This is a genomic window from Bradyrhizobium nivariense, from assembly GCF_029846695.2.
Taxonomy (GTDB): Bacteria; Pseudomonadota; Alphaproteobacteria; order Rhizobiales; family Xanthobacteraceae; genus Bradyrhizobium.
On record NZ_JARWCR020000048.1, the window covers coordinates 45,385 to 66,927 of the forward strand.

Annotated in this window: 20 protein-coding genes; 8 read left to right on the plus strand and 12 right to left on the minus strand. The window is 65.1% G+C overall.

The window, feature by feature from the left end:
* The first annotated feature begins 394 nt into the window (after nucleotides 1-394).
* Nucleotides 395-1,375, plus strand: coding sequence for an ABC transporter substrate-binding protein (locus QCM77_RS30650; RefSeq protein WP_279686100.1), 981 nt, complete (start codon nucleotides 395-397; stop codon nucleotides 1,373-1,375).
* 219 nt (nucleotides 1,376-1,594) lie between these two features.
* On the opposite strand, the gene QCM77_RS30655 is transcribed toward QCM77_RS30650, so the two are convergent.
* Entirely contained in the window at nucleotides 1,595-2,050 is a 456-nt protein-coding gene (locus QCM77_RS30655) for a hypothetical protein (RefSeq protein WP_279668935.1), read from the minus strand.
* A gap of 360 nt (nucleotides 2,051-2,410) precedes the next feature.
* Between QCM77_RS30655 and glgC the strand changes: the two genes are divergently transcribed.
* From glgC to QCM77_RS30670, 3 genes are read left to right on the plus strand one after another with little or no spacing between them, the layout of a single operon-like run.
* Nucleotides 2,411-3,673, plus strand: a complete 1,263-nt coding sequence (glgC, locus tag QCM77_RS30660; protein WP_279668934.1) for a glucose-1-phosphate adenylyltransferase — start codon at nucleotides 2,411-2,413, stop codon at nucleotides 3,671-3,673.
* Nucleotides 3,670-5,130 (plus strand): glycogen synthase GlgA, encoded by a 1,461-nt coding sequence (glgA, locus tag QCM77_RS30665; protein ID WP_279686101.1) that lies wholly within the window; start codon nucleotides 3,670-3,672, stop codon nucleotides 5,128-5,130. Before glgC ends, glgA begins: the two co-directional genes overlap by 4 nt.
* A gap of 29 nt (nucleotides 5,131-5,159) precedes the next feature.
* Nucleotides 5,160-5,420, plus strand: a complete 261-nt coding sequence (locus QCM77_RS30670; protein ID WP_279686102.1) for an SWEET family sugar transporter — start codon at nucleotides 5,160-5,162, stop codon at nucleotides 5,418-5,420.
* Nucleotides 5,421-5,655: 235 nt separating this feature from the next.
* Here QCM77_RS30670 and QCM77_RS30675 read toward each other — a convergent pair whose 3' ends face one another.
* Nucleotides 5,656-6,453, minus strand: coding sequence for a DODA-type extradiol aromatic ring-opening family dioxygenase (locus tag QCM77_RS30675; protein ID WP_279686103.1), 798 nt, complete (start codon nucleotides 6,451-6,453; stop codon nucleotides 5,656-5,658).
* 158 nt (nucleotides 6,454-6,611) lie between these two features.
* Between QCM77_RS30675 and QCM77_RS30680 the strand changes: the two genes are divergently transcribed.
* Nucleotides 6,612-6,791 (plus strand): hypothetical protein, encoded by a 180-nt coding sequence (locus QCM77_RS30680; protein ID WP_279668930.1) that lies wholly within the window; start codon nucleotides 6,612-6,614, stop codon nucleotides 6,789-6,791.
* A 21-nt stretch (nucleotides 6,792-6,812) separates the two neighbouring features.
* On the opposite strand, the gene QCM77_RS30685 is transcribed toward QCM77_RS30680, so the two are convergent.
* Together QCM77_RS30685 and QCM77_RS30690 are read right to left on the minus strand one after the other, a co-directional pair.
* The gene (locus QCM77_RS30685; RefSeq protein ID WP_279686104.1) at nucleotides 6,813-8,273 is read right to left on the minus strand and encodes a carboxylesterase/lipase family protein; all 1,461 of its coding nucleotides are present in this window, start codon (nucleotides 8,271-8,273) and stop codon (nucleotides 6,813-6,815) included.
* An 80-nt stretch (nucleotides 8,274-8,353) separates the two neighbouring features.
* Nucleotides 8,354-8,563 (minus strand): hypothetical protein, encoded by a 210-nt coding sequence (locus QCM77_RS30690; RefSeq protein WP_279686105.1) that lies wholly within the window; start codon nucleotides 8,561-8,563, stop codon nucleotides 8,354-8,356.
* Nucleotides 8,564-8,790: 227 nt separating this feature from the next.
* Between QCM77_RS30690 and QCM77_RS30695 the strand changes: the two genes are divergently transcribed.
* The 3 genes from QCM77_RS30695 (at nucleotide 8,791) to QCM77_RS30705 (ending at nucleotide 12,262) form a co-directional block, all read left to right on the plus strand.
* Nucleotides 8,791-11,481 carry a flavin-containing monooxygenase gene (locus QCM77_RS30695; RefSeq protein WP_279686106.1) on the plus strand — a complete coding sequence of 897 codons (2,691 nt, stop codon included), beginning with the start codon at nucleotides 8,791-8,793 and terminating at the stop codon, nucleotides 11,479-11,481.
* A gap of 114 nt (nucleotides 11,482-11,595) precedes the next feature.
* Nucleotides 11,596-11,868, plus strand: a complete 273-nt coding sequence (locus tag QCM77_RS30700; RefSeq protein WP_279686107.1) for a hypothetical protein — start codon at nucleotides 11,596-11,598, stop codon at nucleotides 11,866-11,868.
* 88 nt (nucleotides 11,869-11,956) lie between these two features.
* The gene (locus QCM77_RS30705) at nucleotides 11,957-12,262 is read left to right on the plus strand and encodes a hypothetical protein (RefSeq protein WP_279668925.1); all 306 of its coding nucleotides are present in this window, start codon (nucleotides 11,957-11,959) and stop codon (nucleotides 12,260-12,262) included.
* A 68-nt stretch (nucleotides 12,263-12,330) separates the two neighbouring features.
* Here the strand turns inward: QCM77_RS30705 and QCM77_RS30710 are convergent, their stop codons facing one another.
* The 8 genes from QCM77_RS30710 to QCM77_RS30745 all read right to left on the minus strand — a co-directional run bounded on the left by QCM77_RS30710 (nucleotide 12,331) and on the right by QCM77_RS30745 (nucleotide 21,123).
* On the minus strand, nucleotides 12,331-12,486 hold the full coding sequence (locus QCM77_RS30710) for a hypothetical protein (RefSeq protein ID WP_212096529.1): 156 nt from the start codon (nucleotides 12,484-12,486) through the stop codon (nucleotides 12,331-12,333).
* Between the two features lie 116 nt (nucleotides 12,487-12,602).
* Nucleotides 12,603-13,121: a septal ring lytic transglycosylase RlpA family protein gene (locus QCM77_RS30715; protein ID WP_279668924.1), complete on the minus strand. Its 519-nt coding sequence runs from the start codon at nucleotides 13,119-13,121 to the stop codon at nucleotides 12,603-12,605.
* Between the two features lie 150 nt (nucleotides 13,122-13,271).
* Nucleotides 13,272-13,436: a hypothetical protein gene (locus QCM77_RS30720; protein WP_279686108.1), complete on the minus strand. Its 165-nt coding sequence runs from the start codon at nucleotides 13,434-13,436 to the stop codon at nucleotides 13,272-13,274.
* Nucleotides 13,437-13,468: 32 nt separating this feature from the next.
* Nucleotides 13,469-14,719, minus strand: a complete 1,251-nt coding sequence (locus QCM77_RS30725; protein ID WP_279686109.1) for a DUF1501 domain-containing protein — start codon at nucleotides 14,717-14,719, stop codon at nucleotides 13,469-13,471.
* Nucleotides 14,720-14,721: 2 nt separating this feature from the next.
* Nucleotides 14,722-16,179, minus strand: a complete 1,458-nt coding sequence (locus tag QCM77_RS30730) for a DUF1800 domain-containing protein (protein WP_279686110.1) — start codon at nucleotides 16,177-16,179, stop codon at nucleotides 14,722-14,724.
* 161 nt (nucleotides 16,180-16,340) lie between these two features.
* Nucleotides 16,341-18,863: a M56 family metallopeptidase gene (locus tag QCM77_RS30735; RefSeq protein ID WP_279686111.1), complete on the minus strand. Its 2,523-nt coding sequence runs from the start codon at nucleotides 18,861-18,863 to the stop codon at nucleotides 16,341-16,343.
* A complete protein-coding gene (locus QCM77_RS30740) occupies nucleotides 18,860-19,252 on the minus strand; it encodes a BlaI/MecI/CopY family transcriptional regulator (protein ID WP_279668919.1) in 393 nt (130 codons plus the stop codon). The genes QCM77_RS30735 and QCM77_RS30740 overlap by 4 nt, the downstream gene beginning before the upstream one ends.
* Before the next feature lie 218 nt (nucleotides 19,253-19,470).
* On the minus strand, nucleotides 19,471-21,123 hold the full coding sequence (locus QCM77_RS30745; RefSeq protein ID WP_279686112.1) for an NAD-dependent malic enzyme: 1,653 nt from the start codon (nucleotides 21,121-21,123) through the stop codon (nucleotides 19,471-19,473).
* Nucleotides 21,124-21,543: the final 420 nt, after the last annotated feature.

Genomic DNA, 21,543 nt, shown 5'->3' on the forward strand with positions numbered 1-21,543 from the left:
GAGAAAATCTTTTCGCCGGCGCTTCCTGCGCCGCGTTGATGCGATGCGCAAATCATGCGGCGCGCTCGCCGCAGCGTCAATGAAATGGAATTTCGAATGTGGCGCGAAGCGAAGTCATTCTCTCCACCGGCGCCTACGGGGACGATGAAAGGATTTCCGCCAATGCATCGGTTGGCAGAGGGCGGCGCGACTCCCTCTCCTGCTTCATTCTTGCGCAGCTTCGCCGACGCACACCGCACGTTCTCGAAAGCAGCACGTCGCTAAAACGTCCTTGCCCATCGCGCGCGCAATACAGTTGGTCATTTCATTGACTGCGCATCGCGTGACCATAGACTTGACCGTTCCGCGGCATCTTTCGCTCACGCGTCGTGAGCAAAGCAACATGACAGGCCACATGAGCATCAACTCCCTCGACCATTCCATCACCCGCCGGCTCGCCGCATCGCTGCTCGCAGCCGCCATCACCCTGTCGACGGCCGCGGCATCGTTCGCAGCCGACGCCGTCGTGCTGCGCGTCGGCGACCAGAAGGGCGGCAACCGTTCGCTGCTCGAGATCTCAGGCTACGCGAAGGATCTGCCTTACAAGATCGAGTGGTCGGAATTCCCGGCGGCCGCGCCGATCCTGGAGGCGCTCAACGCCGGTGCACTCGACGTCGGCTATACCGGCGACCTCTCGTTCCTTTCGGTCTACGCGGCCGGCGCGCCGATCAAGGCGATCGGCGGCACCAGGTCGGATGCCAGGACACAAGCCATTCTCGTGCGCCAGGATTCGCCGATCAAATCGGCAGCCGATCTCAAGGGCAAGCGCCTTGCCGGCACGCGCGGCGGCTGGGGCCAGTTCCTGATCGACGCCACGCTGGAGAAGGCGCAGATCAAATTGGAGGACGCGACCTTCGCACCGCTTGGCCCGGTCGACGCCAAGATCGCGCTGGTCGCGGGCTCGATCGACGCCTGGGCGGTGTGGGAGCCCTACGTCTCGTTCGCGACGCTCAAGGACAAGGCCCGCGTGATCGCCCATGGTGAGGGCCTGACGCCGACCATTACCTTCATCGTCGCCTCCGACAACGCCATCGCCACCAAGCGCGCGGCGGTGCAGGACCTCGTGCAGCGGCTGAACAAGGCGCGGCTGTGGTCGCTGGATCACCTCGGCGAATATGCCAAGAGCACGGCCGAACTGACCAAGCTGCCGGAGGACGTGCTGCTCTCGGCCTACACCGCGCAGCGCACCAGCCCGATCGTGATCGACGAGAACGTCGTGAAGGAGGTGCAGGAAGCCTCCGACCGCTCGACGCGCTATGGCATCCTGCCGAAGAAGCTCGACGTGAACAAAGCCGTCGACCGCAGCTTCACCGCTGCGGCCGCGGGATCGAACTAGAGCGTTTTCAAGCGAAGTGGATACCGGTTCGCGTGAAGAAAACGCGTCAAAAGAAATCTAGAGCTTCGGTTCTGATGCCAATCAGAACCGAAGCTCTAGGCGGCGGCGGGATGCGCGGGCTCCGTCTCAAGGCCGGCCCGCTGCATCTCGCCGCGATCGTGCTCGCGCATTTTGCCTGCATGAGCCTGATCGTGTGGCTCTCGCTCTAGCCGCGCAAGATCACCAATAGCCGCGGTAGTAAGGCCGGTAATACGCCCGGGGCCGGTAGTAGCCATAGCGGTAGCCATAATAGGGACGGGGACGGTAGTAGGACCGATACCCATAACCGTAACCCGGGCCATAGGCGTAACCCGGGCCATAGCCGCCATAGTAAGCAGGCGCATAGCCGTAAGCCGGCCCCGGATATCCGTAGCCGCCGTAATACGGGCCGCCGCCGTAATAACCATAAGGCGCGCTGCTGGCGATGGCGCTGCCGATGATCGCGCCGGCAGCAAGGCCACCGATACCCCATCCAAAACCTCGGCCGCGCCAGTACACCTGCGTGACATCATCGCTGGCCGCGGCCTTCATGGTCGCGACATTGGTCGGCATTGGGCCCGCTGCGGCCTGCTCGATTTGGCCGGCCATGACCGCACCGGCCAGCGAACAGGCAATTGCCGTTTTCCAGATCCTCATCGTCTTACTCCCTGTCTGACGTTTCGCTTGGAAATGGATCGCAGCGCCATGATCGGTCATCCTTGCGCCAAGTCAAAGCCTCGAATTCGGCCTCGAGTTCAGCTTCGAATTTGCGTGCACCGCACAAGACGCATGTCTCCATTCTGATCAACCGGTACCGGATGGGGTTCGACGACCCCGCCGCGTATGACACCGGTACGACGGCGCCTGAGGCCCGATCGCCGCGGCAAAGCATTAAGCTTCCCGTGCGTTCGCAACCAACAACCGCCTTCCCGATTGACTATTCGTGCCATTATTATCGGTTCCAATGTGCGCGGCCGGGAGGCTTCTCGCGAAGCGCCAGAGTTGTGGGAGGATGACATGAGTGCCGCGAGACCCGAGCCGCTTGCCCGCCAGGCGCTGGCGTTCGTCCTGGCCGGCGGACGCGGCAGCCGGCTCCTGGAGCTGACCGACCGGCGCGCCAAGCCCGCAGTCTATTTCGGCGGAAAATCCCGCATCATCGATTTCGCGCTGTCGAACGCGGTGAACTCGGGCATCCGCCGCATCGCGGTTGCCACCCAGTACAAGGCGCACAGCCTGATCCGGCACCTTCAGATGGGCTGGAACTTCTTCCGTCCCGAGCGCAACGAGAGCTTCGACATCCTTCCGGCAAGCCAGCGCGTCTCCGAGAGCATGTGGTATGTCGGCACGGCCGATGCGGTCTACCAGAACATCGACATCATCGAATCCCACGCCTGCCGCTTCATCGTGGTTCTCGCCGGCGACCATATCTACAAAATGGATTACGAGGTGATGCTGCGCCAGCACGTCGACAGCGGCGCCGACGTCACCGTCGGCTGCCTGGAGATGCCGCGGGCGGAATCCTCGGGCTTCGGCATCATGCATATCGACGAGAACGGCTGGATCAAGTCGTTCCTGGAGAAACCGGCCGATCCGCCGCCGATGCCGGGCAAGCCGGACGTCTCGCTCGCCAGCATGGGCATCTACGTGTTCGACGCGAAATTCTTGTTCGAGGAGCTCAAGCGCGACGCCGAGGACCCGAACTCCAACCACGATTTCGGCAAGGACATCATCCCCTACCTCGTCAAGAACGGTCGCGCCATGGCGCACCAGTACTCGACCTCCTGCGTCCGCTCCGGCAGCGACCCCCGCGCCTATTGGCGCGATGTCGGCACGGTCGACGCCTATTGGGCCGCCAATATCGACCTCACCGACGTGGTGCCCGAGCTCGATTTGTTCGACAGCGCCTGGCCGATCTGGTCCTATTCGGAGATCACACCGCCGGCAAAATTCGTCCACGACGAGGAGAGCCGGCGCGGCCAGGCCGTGAGCTCGCTGGTCTCGGGCGGCTGCATCATTTCCGGCGCCTCGCTGCGGCGCTCACTGCTGTTCACAGGCGTGCGCGTCAACTCCTACGCCAATGTCGAGAACGCCGTGATCATGCCCTATGTCAATGTCGGCCGCGGCGCGCGCTTGAAGAACGTCGTGATCGACCGCGGTGTCGAGATTCCGGAAGGACTCGTCGTCGGCGAGGATCCCGAGTTGGACGCAAAGCGCTTCCGCACCACCGAGCAGGGCATTTCGCTCATCACCCAGCCGATGCTCGACAGGCTCAATACATGACGCCTGTTCGCGTCCTCGCGGTCGCCTCCGAAGTCTATCCCGTCATCAAGACCGGCGGCCTCGCGGATGTCGCGGGCGCGCTGCCGATCGCGCTGAAGGCACATGGCGTCGAGATGCGCACGCTGATGCCGGGCTATCCCGACGTGATGCGGATGCTCGGGGGAGCCGACGAAATCCGGCGCTGGCCGGATTATTTCGGCGGACCCGGACGCCTGCTCGCCGGCTCGCATGACGGCCTCGATCTGTTCGTGCTCGACGTGCCGCATCTCTACGCACGGCCTGGCAACCCCTACGTGACGGCCGAAGGCATCGACTGGCCGGACAATGGCGTGCGCTTCGCGGCGCTGTCGCGCATCGCCGCCGATATCGGCCACGGCCTCGTTCCGGCCTTCGTTCCCGACGTGGTGCACGCCCATGACTGGCAGGCGGGGCTCGCGCCGGCCTATCTGCACTATGACAACCGACCGCGGCCGGCTACCGTGATGACCATCCACAACATGGCCTATCAGGGCAAGTTCGCTCCTGAGCTGATCGGTTCGATTGGCCTGCCCTGGCACGCCTACGGCGTCAACGACCTCGAATATTTCGGCGGCATCAGTTTCTTGAAGGCGGGCCTGCAATTCGCTGATCGCGTCACCACGGTCTCGCCGACCTATGCGCAGGAGATCCAGAGCGACGAGGGCGGCATGGGGTTCGGCGGCCTGCTTCGCGCCCGCGCGAACGTGCTGAGCGGCATCCTCAACGGCATCGATATATCCGTTTGGAATCCTCAGATCGATCCGCACATCGCCTACCGCTTCGGCGCGGAGGACCTTACGTTCCGGGCCGCGAACAAGGCGGTACTTCAGCAACAGTTCAATCTGGATTCCTCGGACGAGGCGCCATTGCTCGGCGTCATCAGCCGCCTGTCCTGGCAGAAGGGGCTCGATCTCCTGCTCGAGGCCATTCCGACCATCTTGAGCGAAGGCATGCAGCTCGCGCTGCTCGGCAGCGGCGACCGCGATCTCCAGGAGCGCTATCAGGCCGCCGCACGCGCGAACCCGGGCCGGATCGGGGTCGTGATCGGCTATGACGAGATCATGGCGCATCTGATCCAGGCCGGCTCGGACGGACTCATCGTGCCGTCACGGTTCGAGCCGTGCGGCCTGACCCAGCTCTGCGCGCTGCGCTACGGCGCCGTGCCCATCGTCTCGCGCGTCGGCGGCCTCGAGGATACCATCGTCGATATCGGCGAGGCCGACGTGTCCGGCCGCGATGCCACCGGATTCAAGTTCGGCCCCGTCACCGCGGAAGCTCTCGCCGGCACGCTGCGCAAGGCCAACACCGCCTTTCATGACAAGCTGACCTGGCGGCGGCTGCAACTGAGCGGCCTTGCGACCGACGTGTCCTGGCGTAACCGCGCGGGCGACTATGCCGCGCTCTATCGCGATCTCTTGACATCGCGCCGCACGGCATGACACCGACGAATCCATGCTATAGAGCCGGCATGGACCCGTTCTTGATCAAGCTGCTCGGCTTTGCCGCCGCCACCTGCACCACCGTCGCCTACGCGCCGCAGTTCATCAAGGTGTGGAAGTCCCGCTCGGCCCGCGATATCTCGCTCGGCATGTTCCTGGTCATGGTGCTGGGCCTGGCACTCTGGCTCGTCTACGGCCTGCTCTCCGGCGACGCCCCGCTGGTCGCCGCCAACGCCGTCACCATGGTGCTCGCCGGCGGCATCTTGTTCATGAAGCTGAAGTACGGGTGAGATTCCACATCTTGCTTTGAGAACGGTTCCTGCGGCCATCCTTCGAGACGCCCGCTTAGGCGGGCTCCTCAGGACGAGGATGGAATGCGTGGCAGCAGTTTCAACGGGCACGGATGCCGATTAGCCTCATCCTGAGGAGACCGCGGAGCGGTCGTCTCGAAGGACGAGGCGGGCGCTAAGGCCTTGCCAAAAAGCCATATGCGATCGCCGTGCCGAACGCGAGAGAGGGAGAAGATCACCCGCCAAACACATAGGACGCCATCGCGACATTCGCGACCTCGTCGACGAAGACGCGATGGCCGACGTCGCTGCCGGCGGCACCGGCGGCCACCATCAGCGGCAGCAGATGATCTTCGCGCGGATGGGCCAGGCGCGCGCTCGGTGCGTTCTCCCAGTCAACCAGCATCGCGTTGCGGCGCGCCGCATCCTTGTGGCTGATCGCCTCATTCAGATAGGCCTCGAAATCATACGAGACCGGCTTCGACTCCGCCCGGCCGAACCCGCGCATGTTGTGATAAGTCAGCCCGCTGCCGACGATCAGAATGCCTTCATCGCGCAGCGAAGTGATCGCCTGCCCGACCTTGATGTGTTCGGCCGCATCATAGCTCGATCTCAGCGACAGCAGCACGATCGGCATGTCGGCGTTCGGATACATCAGGCCGAGCGGCACGAAGGTGCCGTGATCGAAACCCTGATTGGGATCCTCCCGGCAATCGAGGCCGGCCCGCGTGAGCAGCGCCTTCACTTTCCCGGCGAGCTCGGGCTGGCCCGGCGCCGGATATTTAAGGTGATAGGTGTGCTCGGGGAAGCCGTAATAGTCGTACACCATCGGCGGATGCGCTGAGGTGGACACGGTGAAGGCGTCGGCCTCCCAATGTCCGGTGATGACGAGCACTGCCTTCGGGCTTGCCGGCAATAGCTGCGGCAGCCGGCCGAACGCCTCGGCGGTCTTCGCATATTGCACCCGCCGGTCCTCCATGAACGGCCAGGGACCGCCGCCATGCGACAGGAAGAAGGTCGGAAATCGCACCATGGGCGAAAGCTCGTTTCGTTGGCAACATGCACGTGCGAGCTGCCCGGGCGATCGGTCGCGAGCATAGGCAAACCCGTATGGTTAGCAAGACGTTAACGATTTGCCGCCCAAAGTCACGGGCGTGGCCGAAGGAGTCGGCCAGAAGCCAGGGACGTGAGATGAAGAAGTTTGCGCTGGGGGACGTCGTCAACAGTGACAAGGGCCGCCGCGGCGTCGTCCGCGCCGCCTACAGATCGAAGGAAGGCCAGCAGTTCTACGCCATCGAGAAGGATGGCGCGATGGATTATCTGGAGGAAGACCGGCTGAGCCCGGCACCGCGCGTCGAGCTCGCGGCTTAAGTCCAACTCATCCTGCCCTAGCTAGCGCGCCAGCCGGTCGAGACGCTCCGACCAGGGGTCGTCTCCGCTCGCGATGCGATCGTTCGTGATCAGCAGCAGGCGATCGCTGCCTGCGGCCGCATCCCAATGCGGCAGGTCCGCACCGTTGGGATCGCCGCTCTTGGCGAAGTTGATCCAGTAGGCGCGCATGCGGTTTGCGACCTCGCGATCACCTCGGGAGAAGATGCCCGCACCGGGCACGCCTTCCACACCGAAGATGAACTGCAATTCCCGCCCGTGACCGCCCTCGGGGTTGGCGCGCCGTGCCTCCGGCACATAGGCGAAGCGATAGCGGAAGGTCGGCGCGCCGCTTGCGGCATGCAGGCGCGCCAGCAGTCTCACCGGCTCCGAGAAGACCTTGTCGGTGTAGAACCTTGCCGCGCGGTCCGAAGCTCTGGCGAGGTCGGGATAGAGCTCGCGCAGTTCATCGCCCGTGGTGCCCGACGATGCCAGCTCCTCCCTGATATCGAGCTCGCTGTCGAAACCTGTCTCGTCGTCGTTCGAGCCGATGATCAGGGGAATGCGGCTCTCACGTCCGGCGGCGAAGCCTGCGGCGACCTCCTCGCTCACCAGGCTTCCATCGATCATCGGCGCGAAGCTGCGCCGTGATTTTTCCAGCAGATGTTTTTCGGCGGCAAGCAGATCTCGCGGCCCGGCGGCGCGCAAATCAGCCTGTCGCCCAAGCGCCGCCACGAATTGCCGGCCCACAATCTCGGCCTCTTGCGCCGAGCGCAGGCGCGCGCGGCCAGGGACCGATTGCAGAATGGCTTTCTGAAAGAGCGCGCGCGATTGCGCAGACAGCATCAGGAGCGCGATCGAGGTCGCGCCTGCGCCGCTGCCAAACAAGGTGACGTTGTTCGGATCGCCGCCGAAGGCCGCGATGTTGTCGTGCACCCAATGCAAGGCGGCGATCTGGTCCATCAGGCCGTAATTGCCGGAGCCGCCTTCCGACAGCGCGGGATCAGCGAGCCAGCCGAGCGCGCCGAGGCGAAAATTCACGGTCACCACGATGAGGTCGGCCTGCGTCAGCCTGGCGCCGTCGAACAGCGGATCGTTCGAGGTGCCACGGACGAAAGCGCCGTCGTGGACGAACACGATCACCGGCAGCGGGCCGTCGACCCCGAAGGGACGGAACACGTTCAGCGTGAGGCAATCCTCGTTCGCGCCCGGCAGCGATGGCTGAAGGCACGGCGCGCCGTACTCGTAGGCAGTGCGCATCTCCGAACTCTCGGGCGTAGCCTGCGGCGGGCGCCAGCGCAGCGCGCCGATCGGCACCGCCGCATAGGCCAGCCCCTTGAACGACGCCACCTCGCCTTCGACGGCGCCAAGCATCTGTCCTTCGCGCGTCAACGCGAACGGAAACTGGCCGACCGGCTGGGCCACGGCCGAACCGCCGCAACACAGGACGACAGACGTCGCAAAAAGCGCGAACAGGGACCGCATCTTCGGAGCATCTCGATGCGCGGAAGGGTGCAGGCAGGTTATGTCCGTGGCCCACTGCGAGGCAAGCGTCGCGGCCGCGCCTAGCTCCCCTTGGCGATAAGCTCCGCCAGTGCGTGCCGTGCGATGATGCCGAGCTCACCGAGCGTGGAGTGGCCGGATTGCGCCGCCTCGATCAGGCGCTTGGCGATGAATCTGCGGCTGTCGTGATCGCCGCCATGCGGCAGTTGGCGGCACGTCTCCTCCAGGACGACGTCCATGTTCGCTTTGGTCCGTTCACTCAACTCTGTCATGACGCCCGGTCAGTACGCGTGGCTTGTAGCCGCAAGCATACACAGACGGATCGGGCATGATTAGCCCGGGCAATCACGGCCATTGTGCATCGCGATGCGTGCATTGAAGCAGCGTTCGCGCCGCCACGATCACGCCGCAAACGACCACCGAAGATTGCACTTGCTCTGATGACAAGCCGAGCCTGCAGCGCTAGCCTGCCGGCAAAACAAAACACGGGAGGAATGCCATGCCGGACGCAATGGTTGCCGCACGTGAATCCAATGCGGCGAATGGAACAGCCCAACAGGTCGACGTCGCCGTGGTCGGCGCCGGATTTGCCGGTCTCTATCTCCTCCATCGCCTGCGCAAGGCCGGCTTCACGGCCGTCGCGCTCGACGAGGCCGGCGATGTCGGGGGCACCTGGTACTGGAACCGATATCCCGGCGCGCGCTGCGATATCCAGACCATCGATTACAGCTACACCTTCGATCCGGACCTCGAGACGGCCTGGACCTGGTCGGAGAAATACGCGACCCAGCCCGAGATCCTGCGCTATCTCGGCTTCGTCGCCGACCGCTACGATCTCAGGCGCGACATCCGCTTCAAGACCAAGGTCACGGAAGCGAAATGGGACGAGGCGACCGAATGCTGGCAGCTCACCGCCGACAATGGCGCACCGGTCTCCTGCCGCCATTACATCATGGCCACCGGCTGCCTCTCGGCGCCAAAACCGCCGGAAATCGACGGCGTCAAGGATTTTGGCGGCGAGGTCTATTTCACCGGACGCTGGCCGCATGACGGCGTCGATCTCGCCGGCAAGCGCGTCGCGGTGATCGGTACGGGATCGTCGGCCATTCAATCGATCCCGCTGATCGCCGAGCAGGCCGCGCACCTGACCGTGTTCCAGCGCACGCCGAATTTCGCGCTGCCTGCACAAAACGGTCCCGCACCGTCCGATCGCGCGAGTCTCCTGCAAGGCGACCGCGCGGCCTATCGCGAGCAGGCGCGCCAGTCGATGGCCGGCGTGCCCTATCCGCAGCAGACCGCAGTGAGCTGGCAGCTCAGCGACGCCGAGCGGCGTGCGCGCTTCGAGGAAGCTTGGGGCAAGGGCGACCTCGTCTACATCCTCACACAGCTCTGGGCCGACCAGGCCGTCGATGTCGACGGCAACAAGCTGATCTGCGACCTCATCCGCGAAAAGATTTCTGCGGCCGTGAAGGATCCGGAGACGGCGGCAGCGCTGATGCCGCACGATCATCCTTTCGGCGCCAAGCGGCCCTGCCTCGATACCAACTACTATGCGACCTACAACCGGCCGAACGTCACGTTGGTCAATCTGCGCCAGGAGCCGATCAAGGCGATCGCCGCAAGCGGCATCACGACGGCCAAGCGCAGCGTCGACGTCGATGTCATCGTGTTCGCGACCGGCTTCGACGCCATGACCGGCGCGATCCGCGCCGTGCATCCGATCACCGGACGTGGCGGCAAGTCGCTCACCGATGTCTGGGCACACGGGCCGCAGACCTATCTCGGGCTCACCGTCGCAGGCTTCCCGAACTTCTTCATGATCACCGGCCCCGGCAGCCCGTCGGTGCTGTCGAACATGGCGGTGTCGATCGAGCAGCATGTCGACTGGGTCGTAGACCGGCTCAAAGCATTGCGCGACGCCGGCTTCGCCACGATCGAGCCGACCGAGACGGCGCAGGCCGGCTGGGGCCGGCACATGGCCGACTGCTCGATGGTGACGCTGCACCGGCTCGCCAACACCTGGTACACGGGCGCCAACGTGCCCGGCAAGGTGCAGGGCCTGATGCCCTATACCGGCGGCGTCGGCCCCTATCGCAGCATCTGCGACGAGGTTGTCAGCCGCGGCATGCTCGGCTTCAAGCTCACCGGCCCCAATGTCGCCGCGCAATGCAATGACGGCGAGGTGGTGCGCCTGCAGCCGGATGTGCGGCTGGTGCTGAACCTGCTGGCTACGCTCAACCTGCCGCCGATCGAGTCGATGGGCGCAATCGGGGCACGCGCCTTCGTCAACGAGTTCAACAAGGGCCGCCCGGCGGGGCGGCCGATCGGCGACGTCATCGACGGCAACCTGCCCGGCGCCGACGGCCCGCTGCCTTACCGCGTGTACCGCCCGGCAACGCCGGGGCCGCATCCGGTCGTGGTCTATTTCCACGGCGGCGGCTGGGTGCTCGGCGACGAGCAGTCGGACGATCCGTTCTGCCGCGACATGGTGCGGCGGACCGGCATGATGCTCGTCAGCGTCGGCTATCGTCATGCGCCCGAGCATCGTTTCCCGGCCGCAGCCGAAGACGGCTATACAGCGACGCGCTGGATCGCCGAGCACGCCGCCGAGCTCGGCGGCAAGCCGGGCCCGGTGCTGGTCGCAGGCTGGAGCGCCGGCGGCAACATCGCCGCCGTCACCTGTCAGCTTGCACGCGATCGCGGCGGCCCGGAGATCGCCGGCCAGCTCCTGATCTGCCCGGTCACCGACTGCACCTTCGACCGCCCCTCCTACAACGACAATGCGACCGGCTATTTCCTGACCCGCTCGCTGATGTACTGGTTCTGGGACCTCTATTGCTCGCCGGCCGACCGCACCGATCCGCGCATCTCGCCGCTCCGCGGCAAGGTCTCAGGGTTGCCGCCGGCCTTCGTCGTCACCTGCGAATTCGATCCCCTGCGCGACGAAGGCATCGCCTATGCCGAGGCGATGGCGGCCGCCGGGGTCCCGGTCGAGCAGCTGACAGCGCGCGGTCATTTCCACTCGTCCTTCGCCATGGTGGACGTGGTGATCACCGGGGTCTCCGGCCGGGTGCAGATGGCCGAGGCCTTGCGGCGCTTCGCCGGGCTTCCGCCCGAGGTTGGTCGCGGCGATGAGACCAGCGACCGTCACACCAGCCCGGGGCACAGGATCGCGGCGGCCGCGAGCTGACGACGAATAATTGGCCGGGAACTATTTCCCGGTCATCGCGTTAGATGCAGCGATGGGTGTAGGCCCCGGCACGCACGCTTGTGTGCTGGGGTTGTTTTTGCGTGAGGCGGGACGATGGGGGACGTGGCTGGGGATTCAAAGGTCGATTTTGGCATGCCTGCGGCGCTGCATAAATGGCCGTCGCTTGCGAACCAGCGGCGACCCGACAGAGATTCCTATCAGGTCAGCGAGGGTACGCTCGACGCCTGCATCTCGGCGTTCATGGAGAAGCCGGCGGCGACCAGGCATCTCTATGAGATCCGCACGACGGCGCAGCCGCCGCTGGTGACGGACATCCTCTCGCCCGAGCACGTCATAGAGCTATCGCGCTTGAGAGAATTTCTCTGATCCTCACAGAAGCATCAAGTCGGCGCAGGAACCTTCTTCCGGCTTTTTCCGTTAACGGTGATCGGAAGCGAAGGCGTGAGTGCCTCACATGCTTGAAGCCGGCGTTCCATCCCCGGTCGTGCCCTATGGCGCAGACCAGACCCTGTTCGTGGTGATCGACCGCCTCGACAAGGCGACCGAAATCCGTATCGAGCGAAGCGATCTAGACGCCACCATCGGCGAGCTCGTCGCCGGGTGCTTCAACGATCCCATCCAGGTCATCTCGTTCAACACGCTCGAGCACTGGATGAAAGACATCTCGACCGACGTCGCCGGTGAGATTCGGGCACGCTGCGACATCGATGGCGTGACGCTGCCCGACTATCTCAGCGACTTCGTCGAGAGCCACAGCTGAGCGCGCATTGCTTCGATTGCGCAGACGAGGAAACGAGGCGAATGCGTTCAGTGCATGGATGATGGGAATCAGACGCGCCGGTACTTGCCGGCGATGACCTCGATCTCGCGGCGGCGTTCGCCTGCGAAGGTCAGGAGCTTTTCAATCGTCAATGTATCCGTGATCCGTTTGGCGAGCCGCTCGGCGCGTGCGGCCTGATCTTCGAGATACTGGATCGTGTTCAAACGCCGCCCTCTAAAAACTCCGATTTGGAGTCCCGAATTGTTTGGGTATCCATCCTGCGCCAGAGGCGGCTAACAGCCGGTTAAGCACAGCGTCTCGGATCGATGACAACCGCGCTTTATTGCATCACGTCGAGCCGGACATTGGTGACACCCTTGTCGACCATGCCGAGCGCCTCGGCCGCGGAGGGAGAGATGTCGACCACGCGTCCGCGAACATAAGGCCCGCGATCGTTGACCCTGACGGTCACGAAGCGACCCGAGGAGACATCGGTGACGCGCAGCTTTGTGCCGAACGGCAGGCTCGGATGGGCCGCGGTCAATTCGTTCTTGTCGAACCTCTCGCCGCTCGCGGTCTCCGTATCCGAATAGAAGCTGGCAACGCCGTGCAAGACGCTTTGCTTTCCGTTGCCGTCGGGGACACGCGCCCGGCGGATCGGACGCGGATGCAGGGCCGCCACCCTGTGCGGGCGCTCGACGATGGCCTGCCTGCTGGTACCGGCCAGATCGGCCTTCTGACGGCCGACCGGCGATTGCGCACACGCCGCAAGCGACGCCGCACCGATGATGGCGAGCAGCAACCGGCATAAGCTTGCCAGCGAAATCCGGGCATTTTCGGCACGTGCAAAGCGAGACATGATGCGCCCTCCGAACGTCCCGGAGTTTCGGTGGGCAATGAGGGCAGAACCTTGTCGGAACAAAAGCGGGCCTGAGGCCGCAGCCGTTTCGCGCCAGCTGTGATGATTCCACCACAGTGGCTTGTCCTGAATCGAGACAGACTCGTGGGATCAGCCTGATACGGCGCGCCAGACGATCGGGCCCGTCTCCGGCTGAACCTCGCCAGGCTTGGTATCACCCTTCAGGAGCCGCGCGAGCTCGCGCCGATAGAGCCACTGCCAGCCTGTTTTAAGGCTGGCGAGAAAGTCGAGCTCCCGTTGTGTCAGTGTGCACATCCCGAACCTGATCCGGTTGCAAAGCCGCGCCGTCAGCCGACGAGGCCCCCCATCGGTCTGACATCGGCGCTCCCGGGGAAGATCGCATCGGCCAGCACCTTCTCCTCGACGCGCAGGTGATCCCTCAGCAGCCCCTTCAACACCGCGCGCAAATCCGTGGTCGGCTTGAGATCACGATCCTCGAAGAGTTGCGCCGGCTTCAGGCCGGGCCAGTCCGCGATCACGCGGCCGCCGGCGAGCGCGCCGCCGATAAGGAAGGCGACCGTGCCGGTGCCGTGATCCGTGCCCTGCGTACCGTTGATGCGCGCGGTTCGCCCGAACTCGGTGACAACGGCGACCACCGTCTCTCGCCAGGCCTCGCCCATGTTGCTCTCGATCGCGGCGAATGCGCCATCGAGCGCACTGAGCAGATTGTAGAGCTGGCCCGAGGCCGCGCCTTCGGCGATGTGCGTATCCCAGCCGACGAAGCCCATGGCGCCGACGCGCGGGCCGTCGGGCTTTGCGAGATAGCGCGCGGCGGTGCCGGCCGCTTCCGCGAAGTAGGCGCGCACACGCGCGATGCCGGGCGGCATCAATGTCGGATCGTCGGACATCGGATCGCCCGCGCCCAGTGCGCCGCCGAGCGAAGCGAGCTTCATGCGGGCCTGGAGCACGGTCGCAAGCTTCGGATCGGTGTGCTGGTAGAGATCGAGCAGGCGGTTCTGCGTGTCCTCGCTCGCCGGCAACAATTTCTGCGGCACCCATGTCATGACAGGTGCGGAACCGCGCACCACCAGCGGCGTCACCGAGCCGATGCCGAGTGCGCGGCTGCCGCGTGGATCGACACGCCCGCCGGATTCCAGCGCGAGCAGCGCGCGGTTGAGCCATCCCGAGCTGGTCATGCCGGGCTTGACGAGCCCGCTTTCCAGCACGTCCTGGCCGTCGAAATGCGAACGCTCGCGATAGGGCGTCGCGGTGGCGTGGACGATCGCAGCCTTGCCGCTCTTGTAGAGCCGATGCAGGTTCGGCATCGCCGGATTGAGCGCGAAGAAGGCATCGAGCGGCAGCGCCGGCGGCTTGCCATCCAGCACCAGCGCGCGATCGCCGCGCAAGGAAACCCAGTCGGGATCACCGACCGGCGCGACCACACCGAGACCATCGAGCGCACCGCGCAGCACGATGACCAGCAGGCGCGGATCGCGCCCTTCGGCACGCGCGATCCTGGGCATCTGGCTCCATGCAAACAGCGCACCGGAACCAACGAGAAGCTCGCGCCGCGTGGGCAGGTGATTGACGAAGCCCATACTCACCTCCTCTGAAAGTCCGCCGACATGAACAGCAGCGCCAGCGCCTGCTGCCGGCTCTCGGCACGCCCGACCGCCTGCTTCACCTCGGGTGCGATCTCGGACGCAAAGACATCCTCGATGATGATTTGCGGATCGGCCATGCCGGTGATGCGCTCGGCGAAATTGTTGGCGACGTCGAGCCGCCGGCCGACACCGTCGATCCAGCTCGCCTCGTCATCCGGATAGCCCTTCGGGGCCGACGGACGCCACAGCGCCTCGCCGAGCAGCTCCTGGCCGCCGGTGAAGCGGACGGGATCGACGGTCGTGATCCCAGTCGCGCGCACCATGCCAACGCCCCATTCGCTGGGACGCTTGAGTTTTGACGGCGGCCCGCGCCACGCCTCGTCCGACGACACCATCGCGATCGCGACCTGCTTGAGATCGCCCTCGGTGTCGCGAAAACTCTTCGCCATCTGCTCGATCAGCACCGGCGGCGGCTCGTCAGCCACGAAGTGTCGCGCCAGCTTGGTCGCGACATGGGTCGCTGTCGCCGGATGCGCGGCGAGATCGCGCAGCACCGCGCGGCCCTGCTCGGCATCCTCCTGCTCGTAGCGCTTGCCGAGCACGCTCTGCCCGCCGGGCTCGTGCAGCCGCGGATTGAAGGTGAATTCGCCGCCACGCTGGGGATCGAAGCCCGGCGGCACTAGCGTCCAGCCGGTCATGATATTGGCGAAGCTGATCACGTCGTCCTGGGTGTAGCCGGTGCGCACGCCGAGCGTATGCAGCTCCATGATCTCGCGCGCGATGTTCTCGTTGAGGCCGCGGCTGCGATTGATGCCTGCGATCGAATTCGCGCCCATCGATTCGAGATTGTCGAGATAGAACAGCATCGCCGGATGGCCTTCGACGGCCTGCAGGAGATCGACGAAGCGGCCGAGCGCGTTGGCGCGAACGGCTTCGCGCTCATAGGCGCCGGACATGCTCTGGATCTTGTTGGCCGAGATGCAGAAATGGTTGGACCAGAACCACACCAGCCGCTCGGCGAAGCCGATGTCGGCGACCAGCGCGGCTTCCGTGCGCAGCTTGGCTTCCTGCAAATACATCGGACGCCCGGGATCGGGAACGGCTTCGGCCGCCTGCTTGGCCGCCATCTCGGCGGCGTCCTTGTCCTGGCCCTGACCTTGCGGCTGCGTCTGGTCTTCCGACATCGCCGGCGCGGCCGCCATCTGCTGCTTCTTGGCCTGCTGCTGCGCCTGCTTGGCCCGCGCCGCGCGTCGCGCATTGGCGTCGGCAACAGTGCGGTAAGCCTTTGCGCTCGCGGGAAGGACGGCGGCGGCGGTCAGCGTGAGCGGCCGGTCGAGCTCGGCGATCAGCGCGCCGCGCGGGTCGGTGCCGACGGCGGCGATCGATCCCGGCCGCGGCCCCATGCCGAAGCGATGAAGCGCAAGCACAGAATCGGCCTTTGCAGAATTGCCCATGGCGAATGCCTACTTCTCTCGAAGCCTGCCAGCGAGGCTACGAACCGTAATGCTACAGATCGTAACACTTCGAGTATGATCCTGCAAGGGGAGATTGAGGCGTCGCGTCCGGATGTCGCGAGCCGCCCATCCGACGTGACGGATGGGCAGCCGCAACGATCCTAGAAGTTGGGCCCGAGCGCGATCTTGGTGATCGTGCCGTTCCTGACACCGATCCGCCATTCCGCCGAGCCGTTGGCGAACTGGGCGATGTAGATGTCGCTATCGAGCGCGGTGACGCCGCGGAACGAGACCGCACGTAGCGCGCCAAGCTTCGCCAGGATCGCCTGGTCGAACGGAAGCTGCTGGCGCGTGACGTCGGCGACCTCCGACGTCATGTGCTCGTAGTCCGGCTGTCCCTTGCCGACGCCCTCGATGTAGCGGCGCAGCATCTCCTCGCCATTGGCGATCGGAACGGCGCGGCGCGCGGCGCGTCCCGGCTTTGCGCCGATGTTCGAAGCCTCGACATTGTGGAAGCGCGTCTGCCGGCCCGGCATCAGGACCTCGAGGCACCGCCCCGACTTGTCGGCGATCACCCAGGGATTGTTCACGGTGGTCGTGGCAGCCCAGCTCATGTTGGGCCTGACCACGCTTTGCGTCTTGCGATTGCCGTCGGCATCGAGATTGAAGACGCGGATGTCGTCGCCTATCTCGTTGTAGACCATGATCCGGATCGGCGAGGTGCCGGCACGGCCGCGCACATTCGCCTCCTCCGCACAGGAGACGATGCCGCCGAGCTCGTCATTGCCATCGGCCCGGAAGATGACGTCGCCGGCCTTGCCGTCGGGCTCGAGCAGCAGGCGGAATTCCGCTGTGCCGTTCTCGAACTTGGCGCCATAGATGTCGTAGCCGCCGGGGCCGACGCCGCGAAAGAAGATCGACTCCAACCCGCCGAGCGCAACGAACGTCGCGTGCGTCTCATCGAGCTGACGGTGGATCTTGGCGGCCAGCGGCGCACTCATCCGGTCGTAGTTCGGCGTGCCGCTGCGCAGGTCCTCGATCCCGCGCAGGATCATTTCCTTGCCGCCGGCGACCGGAACCTGCTCGCGGAAACGGTCCGGCACTTCCGCGATACGACGCGCGAAGTCGGCCTCGATCGCCTGCGCCAGCGCCGCATCGATCCGCGGCGCGAGACGGGCGCCGAAGACTGCGTTCTGGACCAGCACGCGCGAGACCTTGGCTTGGTCGTCGCGCAGGAAAATCAGGAGATTGTCGCCATGGATCGAGAAGACGTCGGCACCCTCAGTGAGGAGCGCCGCCCGGCCCTGCACGGTTTCCTGCACCTGGAGCCGATCTCCGTCGCGGCGCACGGTGAGCACGCGGTTCGGCGCGACCCTGTACCAGCCGACATATTGATCGAGTGATCCGGAATCGGTGGCCGCCGCCGTCGGCATCTCGGCAACGCGAACCGCGCGGATGTCGCGGCCGTTCATGCGCAGCATCAGTTCGGCCGAACGACGCTCCGCATCGAGCGGGAACGTGATCTCGCCGGACGAGGCGGGGTAGGACGCGCTGCCGTCACTGCCCACCGTCAGGCGCAATTTGCGCTGCCCGGTGAGCTGGCCGTAAAGCTCGTCACCTTCGCGGAAGATCGCGAAGACCGAGGCCGGGCCCACGGCGTAGAAATTGACGAAGGGACGGTAGTGCCGGGCCGGCACCTCGCCGAGATCAGCGACGGCGGACGCAGGGGCCGGCGTGCGATAGGCGATCATGCCGGCGGACACGATCACCACCGGAACGATCGCACCCGCGATCCACAGCCGCTTGCGCCAGCCGACCGCGACGGGCAGCGCGGCGGCCGCGATGATGCGTTCGACACGCGCGCGCACGGTCGAGGCCCGCGCCATCGCCAGCTCCACGGTGCGCGGTTTCACGCTGCTGGCAAATTCAAGCAGGATCTCCGCGTAGGACAGCCGGTCGTCGATGACTTCGATCGCCTGCGCGTCGCTGATGATCTCGGCGAGCTCGGCAAGATGCGCAAGCTGCCACCACGAGAACGGGCTGAACCAGAACACCGCGCGGTTGAGCGCCGCGAGCAGCAGAACGTAGAAATCGCGGTTGGCGACATGGGCGCCTTCATGCGCGAGCACCGCGAGGCGCTTCTTCGCGTCCCAGCCGGCGAATTGCGGCGGCACCAGAATGGTCGAGCCGAACGTGACGGGGCCGCCGATGTCGCGGCTGACGCGCACGTCGGCGTCGATCATCTGCGGGCCCTTCATCGGCTTGGCCGCGCGCGCCAGGCGCCAGGTCAGGCCGAGGCCGATCGCAAGCCGCAGCAGCAAGAGACCGGCGACGCCGGCATAGACCACCGTGGCCACCAGCCACCAGTCGATCGAGACGATGCTTTTCACTGGCGGAGCGACGATTGCGCCGGGCGCGATCGGCAGCGCAGGCTGCGACGTCTCCAGCATCGAGATATCGGCCGGCCACAATTCATCCGATACCGGCACCGACAAGGGCAGCCGGTCGATGGTGAGCGTCGGCCAATGCATCACGAATGGCATCGCGAGCGAGGCCAAGAGCACGACGACCCACGCCGTCATGTGAACGTGTGGATTGCGCACGCGAAACAGGTTGAGACCGAACCAGACGACGCCTCCCAGCACAAAGGAGCGCAGCGCCGCCTCAGCCAGAGTTGCGATCATTCTTTCTTCACTCCCCTCGCCTTCTTCGCCTTGGCCACCTGGTCGGCCAGCGTGCGCAATTGCTGCTGGTCGAGCATCGCATTGTCCACCATGCCGACGAGGACCTCCTCGATCGAGCCGTTGCAGAACCAGTCGACGATGCGCTGCACCGCCTTGGCCGCAACCCGCGAGCGCTCTTCCACGGCGTGGTAGACGTAGGTGCGCCCGTCCACGGTGTGGTTAGCATAGCCTTTTTCTTCGAGCCGGCGCAGCACCGTGCGCACGGTGGATTCCTTCAGACGCCGCGACAGCCGCTCCCGCACGACCTCTGCCGTGACGGGACCATGGGCCCAAACCAATTGCATGACCTCGTGCTCGAGGTCGCCCAGTTCGGGCAAACGATCGTCCATGGTGGCTACCTGACGGCTTGAGTTTTCTTGTAACGCTACAGATCGTCGCATATACGGCCGCGCCGCGCAACGGCGTTTCCACCTGAAATGGTATCGCCGCGCTGACCTAACGGGGGCGCGTTGCGACGCGCGAGGGCGGTGCGCTCCCTCTCCCGCTTGCAAGCGGGAGAGGTGACCGAGCCAGCCGCCAGATCGAGTCAACCAAAAGTCATCAGGCTTTAGTACTTCGGCTCGTACATCTGGGACTGGACCAGGCCTTTCACGTCGTTGGGCGCAGGCCCGTCCGCGAGCCCGCGCTGATAGGCGACGTCGGCGACGGCGGCGGCGATGAGGACCGAGACCTCGCGGATGCGCGGCAGGGCCGGGTAGAGGCTGCCCTGCGCAAGATCGTCCTTGCCGACGCAATCGGCGAGCGTATGGGCGGCCGCCATGAACATCTCGTCCGTCACCAGCCGCGAGCGGCTGGCGATGACGCCGAGGCCGACGCCCGGGAAGATGTAGGAGTTGTTGTCCTGGCGCGGCACGAAGGTGCGGCCGTTGAGCCTGACCGGATCATACGGGCTGCCGCAGGCGAACAACGCGCGGCCCTCGGTGTAGCGGTAGGCATCCTCCGCCGAACATTCGGCCTTCGAGGTCGGGTTGGAGAGCGCGAACACGATCGGCTGCTCATTGAGCTCGGCCATCGCCTTGAGCACGTCGGGCGTGAAGGCGCCGCCGACCGCGGCGACGCCGATGATCGCCGTCGGCTTCAGCGTCCTGATCGCGGTGAGGAAGTCGGCGATCGGCGCCTGGTCGGTATGGGCATAACGGAGCTTGTGACCGGACAGGCCATCCCGGCCGCTCACGACGAGGCCACGGGAATCCACCAGCCAGTTGCGGCGGAGCGCTTCCGCCTCGGAAGCACCCGCCGCCATCATGGCGGAGACCACGAGGTCGGCGATGCCGGTCGCGGCCTCGCCTGCGCCAAGGAACAGGATGCGCTGGTCCTTCAGCTTGCCGCCGTTGACGCGCAAGGCCGAGAACAGGCCGGCGAGCGCGACGGCAGCCGTACCCTGGATGTCGTCGTTGAAGACGCAGGTCTCGTCCCGATATTTGTGCAGCAGCTTGAACGCCGAATGATTGGCGAAATCCTCGAACTGGATCAGCACGCCCGGGAACGTTTTTCGCGCGGCCACCATGAACTCGTCGACGAAGCTGTCATAGGCCTCGCCGGTGAGCCGGCGTTCGCGCAGGCCGAGATAATAGGGGTCGTTGAGCAGCTCTTCATTGTTGGTGCCGACGTCGAGCACGACAGGCAGGCAATGCTCGGGATGCACGCCGGCGCAGGCCGAATACAGCGAGAGCTTGCCGACCGGAATCCCCATGCCGTTGGCGCCGAGATCGCCGAGGCCGAGGATGCGCTCGCCGTCGGTCACGACGATGAGTTTTGCGGGGTTGGGCCAGTTCTTCAGAACGTCGGCGATCTGGCCGCGATCGCGCGAGGAGATGAACATGCCGCGCGGGCGCTGGAAGATCAGGCCGTATTTCTGGCAGGCGAGCCCGACCGTCGGCGTGTAGATAATCGGCTGGATCTCGTCGATATTGTCGACGATGACGCGGAAGAACAGCGCCTCGTTGCGGTCATGCAGGGCATTCAGCGCGACGAATTTTTCAAGATCGGTCGGCAGCATGCGCAGATTGACGAGCACACGCTCGACCTGGGTCTCCATCGTCAGCACGCAAGGCGGAAGCAGGCCGCGCAGGCCGAGCGCATCGCGCTCCGCTTCCGTGAAGGCGGTACCCTTGTTGAGCAGGGGATCGCGCAGCAGCGCCATGCCGTGCGCAGAATCGGATGATGTCGAATGGGCGCTGACCCGAGCAGGTCTATTCACGAATTCCCCCAGGGAGTTTCTTATTGAACGGCGAACATTGTCGGCCAGTGCTCACCTGAGATCAAGGACGTAGAAACTGCGGCAAGGATTGTGATCCCGCACCGCAGCGAGATTTTCGTGACAGACCGGCCGTTGTGCGCGCGAAAAGGTTAACGCCGCAAAGCTGGTCGTTCTCCTCATGGTGAGGAGCGCGTCTTCGCGCGTCTCCAGACGATGCTTTGCATCGCCGGGCGAACCATGCAAGCCATGCTCTCGCCCGCGGCGCATCCTTCGAGACGCCCGCTCCGCGGGCTCCTCAGAGGGTGTGATCTATTCGACGGCTCATCGAGCACTATAGCCGAAAGCCGTCGCAGTGTGATTCTCTGGCGATGGCGGATTCGCAGGAGACCACGATGGCAAGCGATGAATTGTTCGGAGCAC

Bases quoted from the DNA above. Each gene is read 5' to 3' on its own strand.
- QCM77_RS30650 (WP_279686100.1), top strand. From the start codon at position 395: ATGAGCATCAACTCCCTCGACCATTCCATCACCCGCCGGCTCGCCGCA.
- QCM77_RS30655 (WP_279668935.1), bottom strand. From the start codon at position 2,050: ATGAGGATCTGGAAAACGGCAATTGCCTGTTCGCTGGCCGGTGCGGTC.
- glgC (WP_279668934.1), top strand. From the start codon at position 2,411: ATGAGTGCCGCGAGACCCGAGCCGCTTGCCCGCCAGGCGCTGGCGTTC.
- glgA (WP_279686101.1), top strand. From the start codon at position 3,670: ATGACGCCTGTTCGCGTCCTCGCGGTCGCCTCCGAAGTCTATCCCGTC.
- QCM77_RS30670 (WP_279686102.1), top strand. From the start codon at position 5,160: ATGGACCCGTTCTTGATCAAGCTGCTCGGCTTTGCCGCCGCCACCTGC.
- QCM77_RS30675 (WP_279686103.1), bottom strand. From the start codon at position 6,453: ATGGTGCGATTTCCGACCTTCTTCCTGTCGCATGGCGGCGGTCCCTGG.
- QCM77_RS30680 (WP_279668930.1), top strand. From the start codon at position 6,612: ATGAAGAAGTTTGCGCTGGGGGACGTCGTCAACAGTGACAAGGGCCGC.
- QCM77_RS30685 (WP_279686104.1), bottom strand. From the start codon at position 8,273: ATGCGGTCCCTGTTCGCGCTTTTTGCGACGTCTGTCGTCCTGTGTTGC.
- QCM77_RS30690 (WP_279686105.1), bottom strand. From the start codon at position 8,563: ATGACAGAGTTGAGTGAACGGACCAAAGCGAACATGGACGTCGTCCTG.
- QCM77_RS30695 (WP_279686106.1), top strand. From the start codon at position 8,791: ATGCCGGACGCAATGGTTGCCGCACGTGAATCCAATGCGGCGAATGGA.
- QCM77_RS30700 (WP_279686107.1), top strand. From the start codon at position 11,596: ATGGGGGACGTGGCTGGGGATTCAAAGGTCGATTTTGGCATGCCTGCG.
- QCM77_RS30705 (WP_279668925.1), top strand. From the start codon at position 11,957: ATGCTTGAAGCCGGCGTTCCATCCCCGGTCGTGCCCTATGGCGCAGAC.
- QCM77_RS30715 (WP_279668924.1), bottom strand. From the start codon at position 13,121: ATGTCTCGCTTTGCACGTGCCGAAAATGCCCGGATTTCGCTGGCAAGC.
- QCM77_RS30720 (WP_279686108.1), bottom strand. From the start codon at position 13,436: ATGTGCACACTGACACAACGGGAGCTCGACTTTCTCGCCAGCCTTAAA.
- QCM77_RS30725 (WP_279686109.1), bottom strand. From the start codon at position 14,719: ATGGGCTTCGTCAATCACCTGCCCACGCGGCGCGAGCTTCTCGTTGGT.
- QCM77_RS30730 (WP_279686110.1), bottom strand. From the start codon at position 16,179: ATGGGCAATTCTGCAAAGGCCGATTCTGTGCTTGCGCTTCATCGCTTC.
- QCM77_RS30735 (WP_279686111.1), bottom strand. From the start codon at position 18,863: ATGATCGCAACTCTGGCTGAGGCGGCGCTGCGCTCCTTTGTGCTGGGA.
- QCM77_RS30740 (WP_279668919.1), bottom strand. From the start codon at position 19,252: ATGGACGATCGTTTGCCCGAACTGGGCGACCTCGAGCACGAGGTCATG.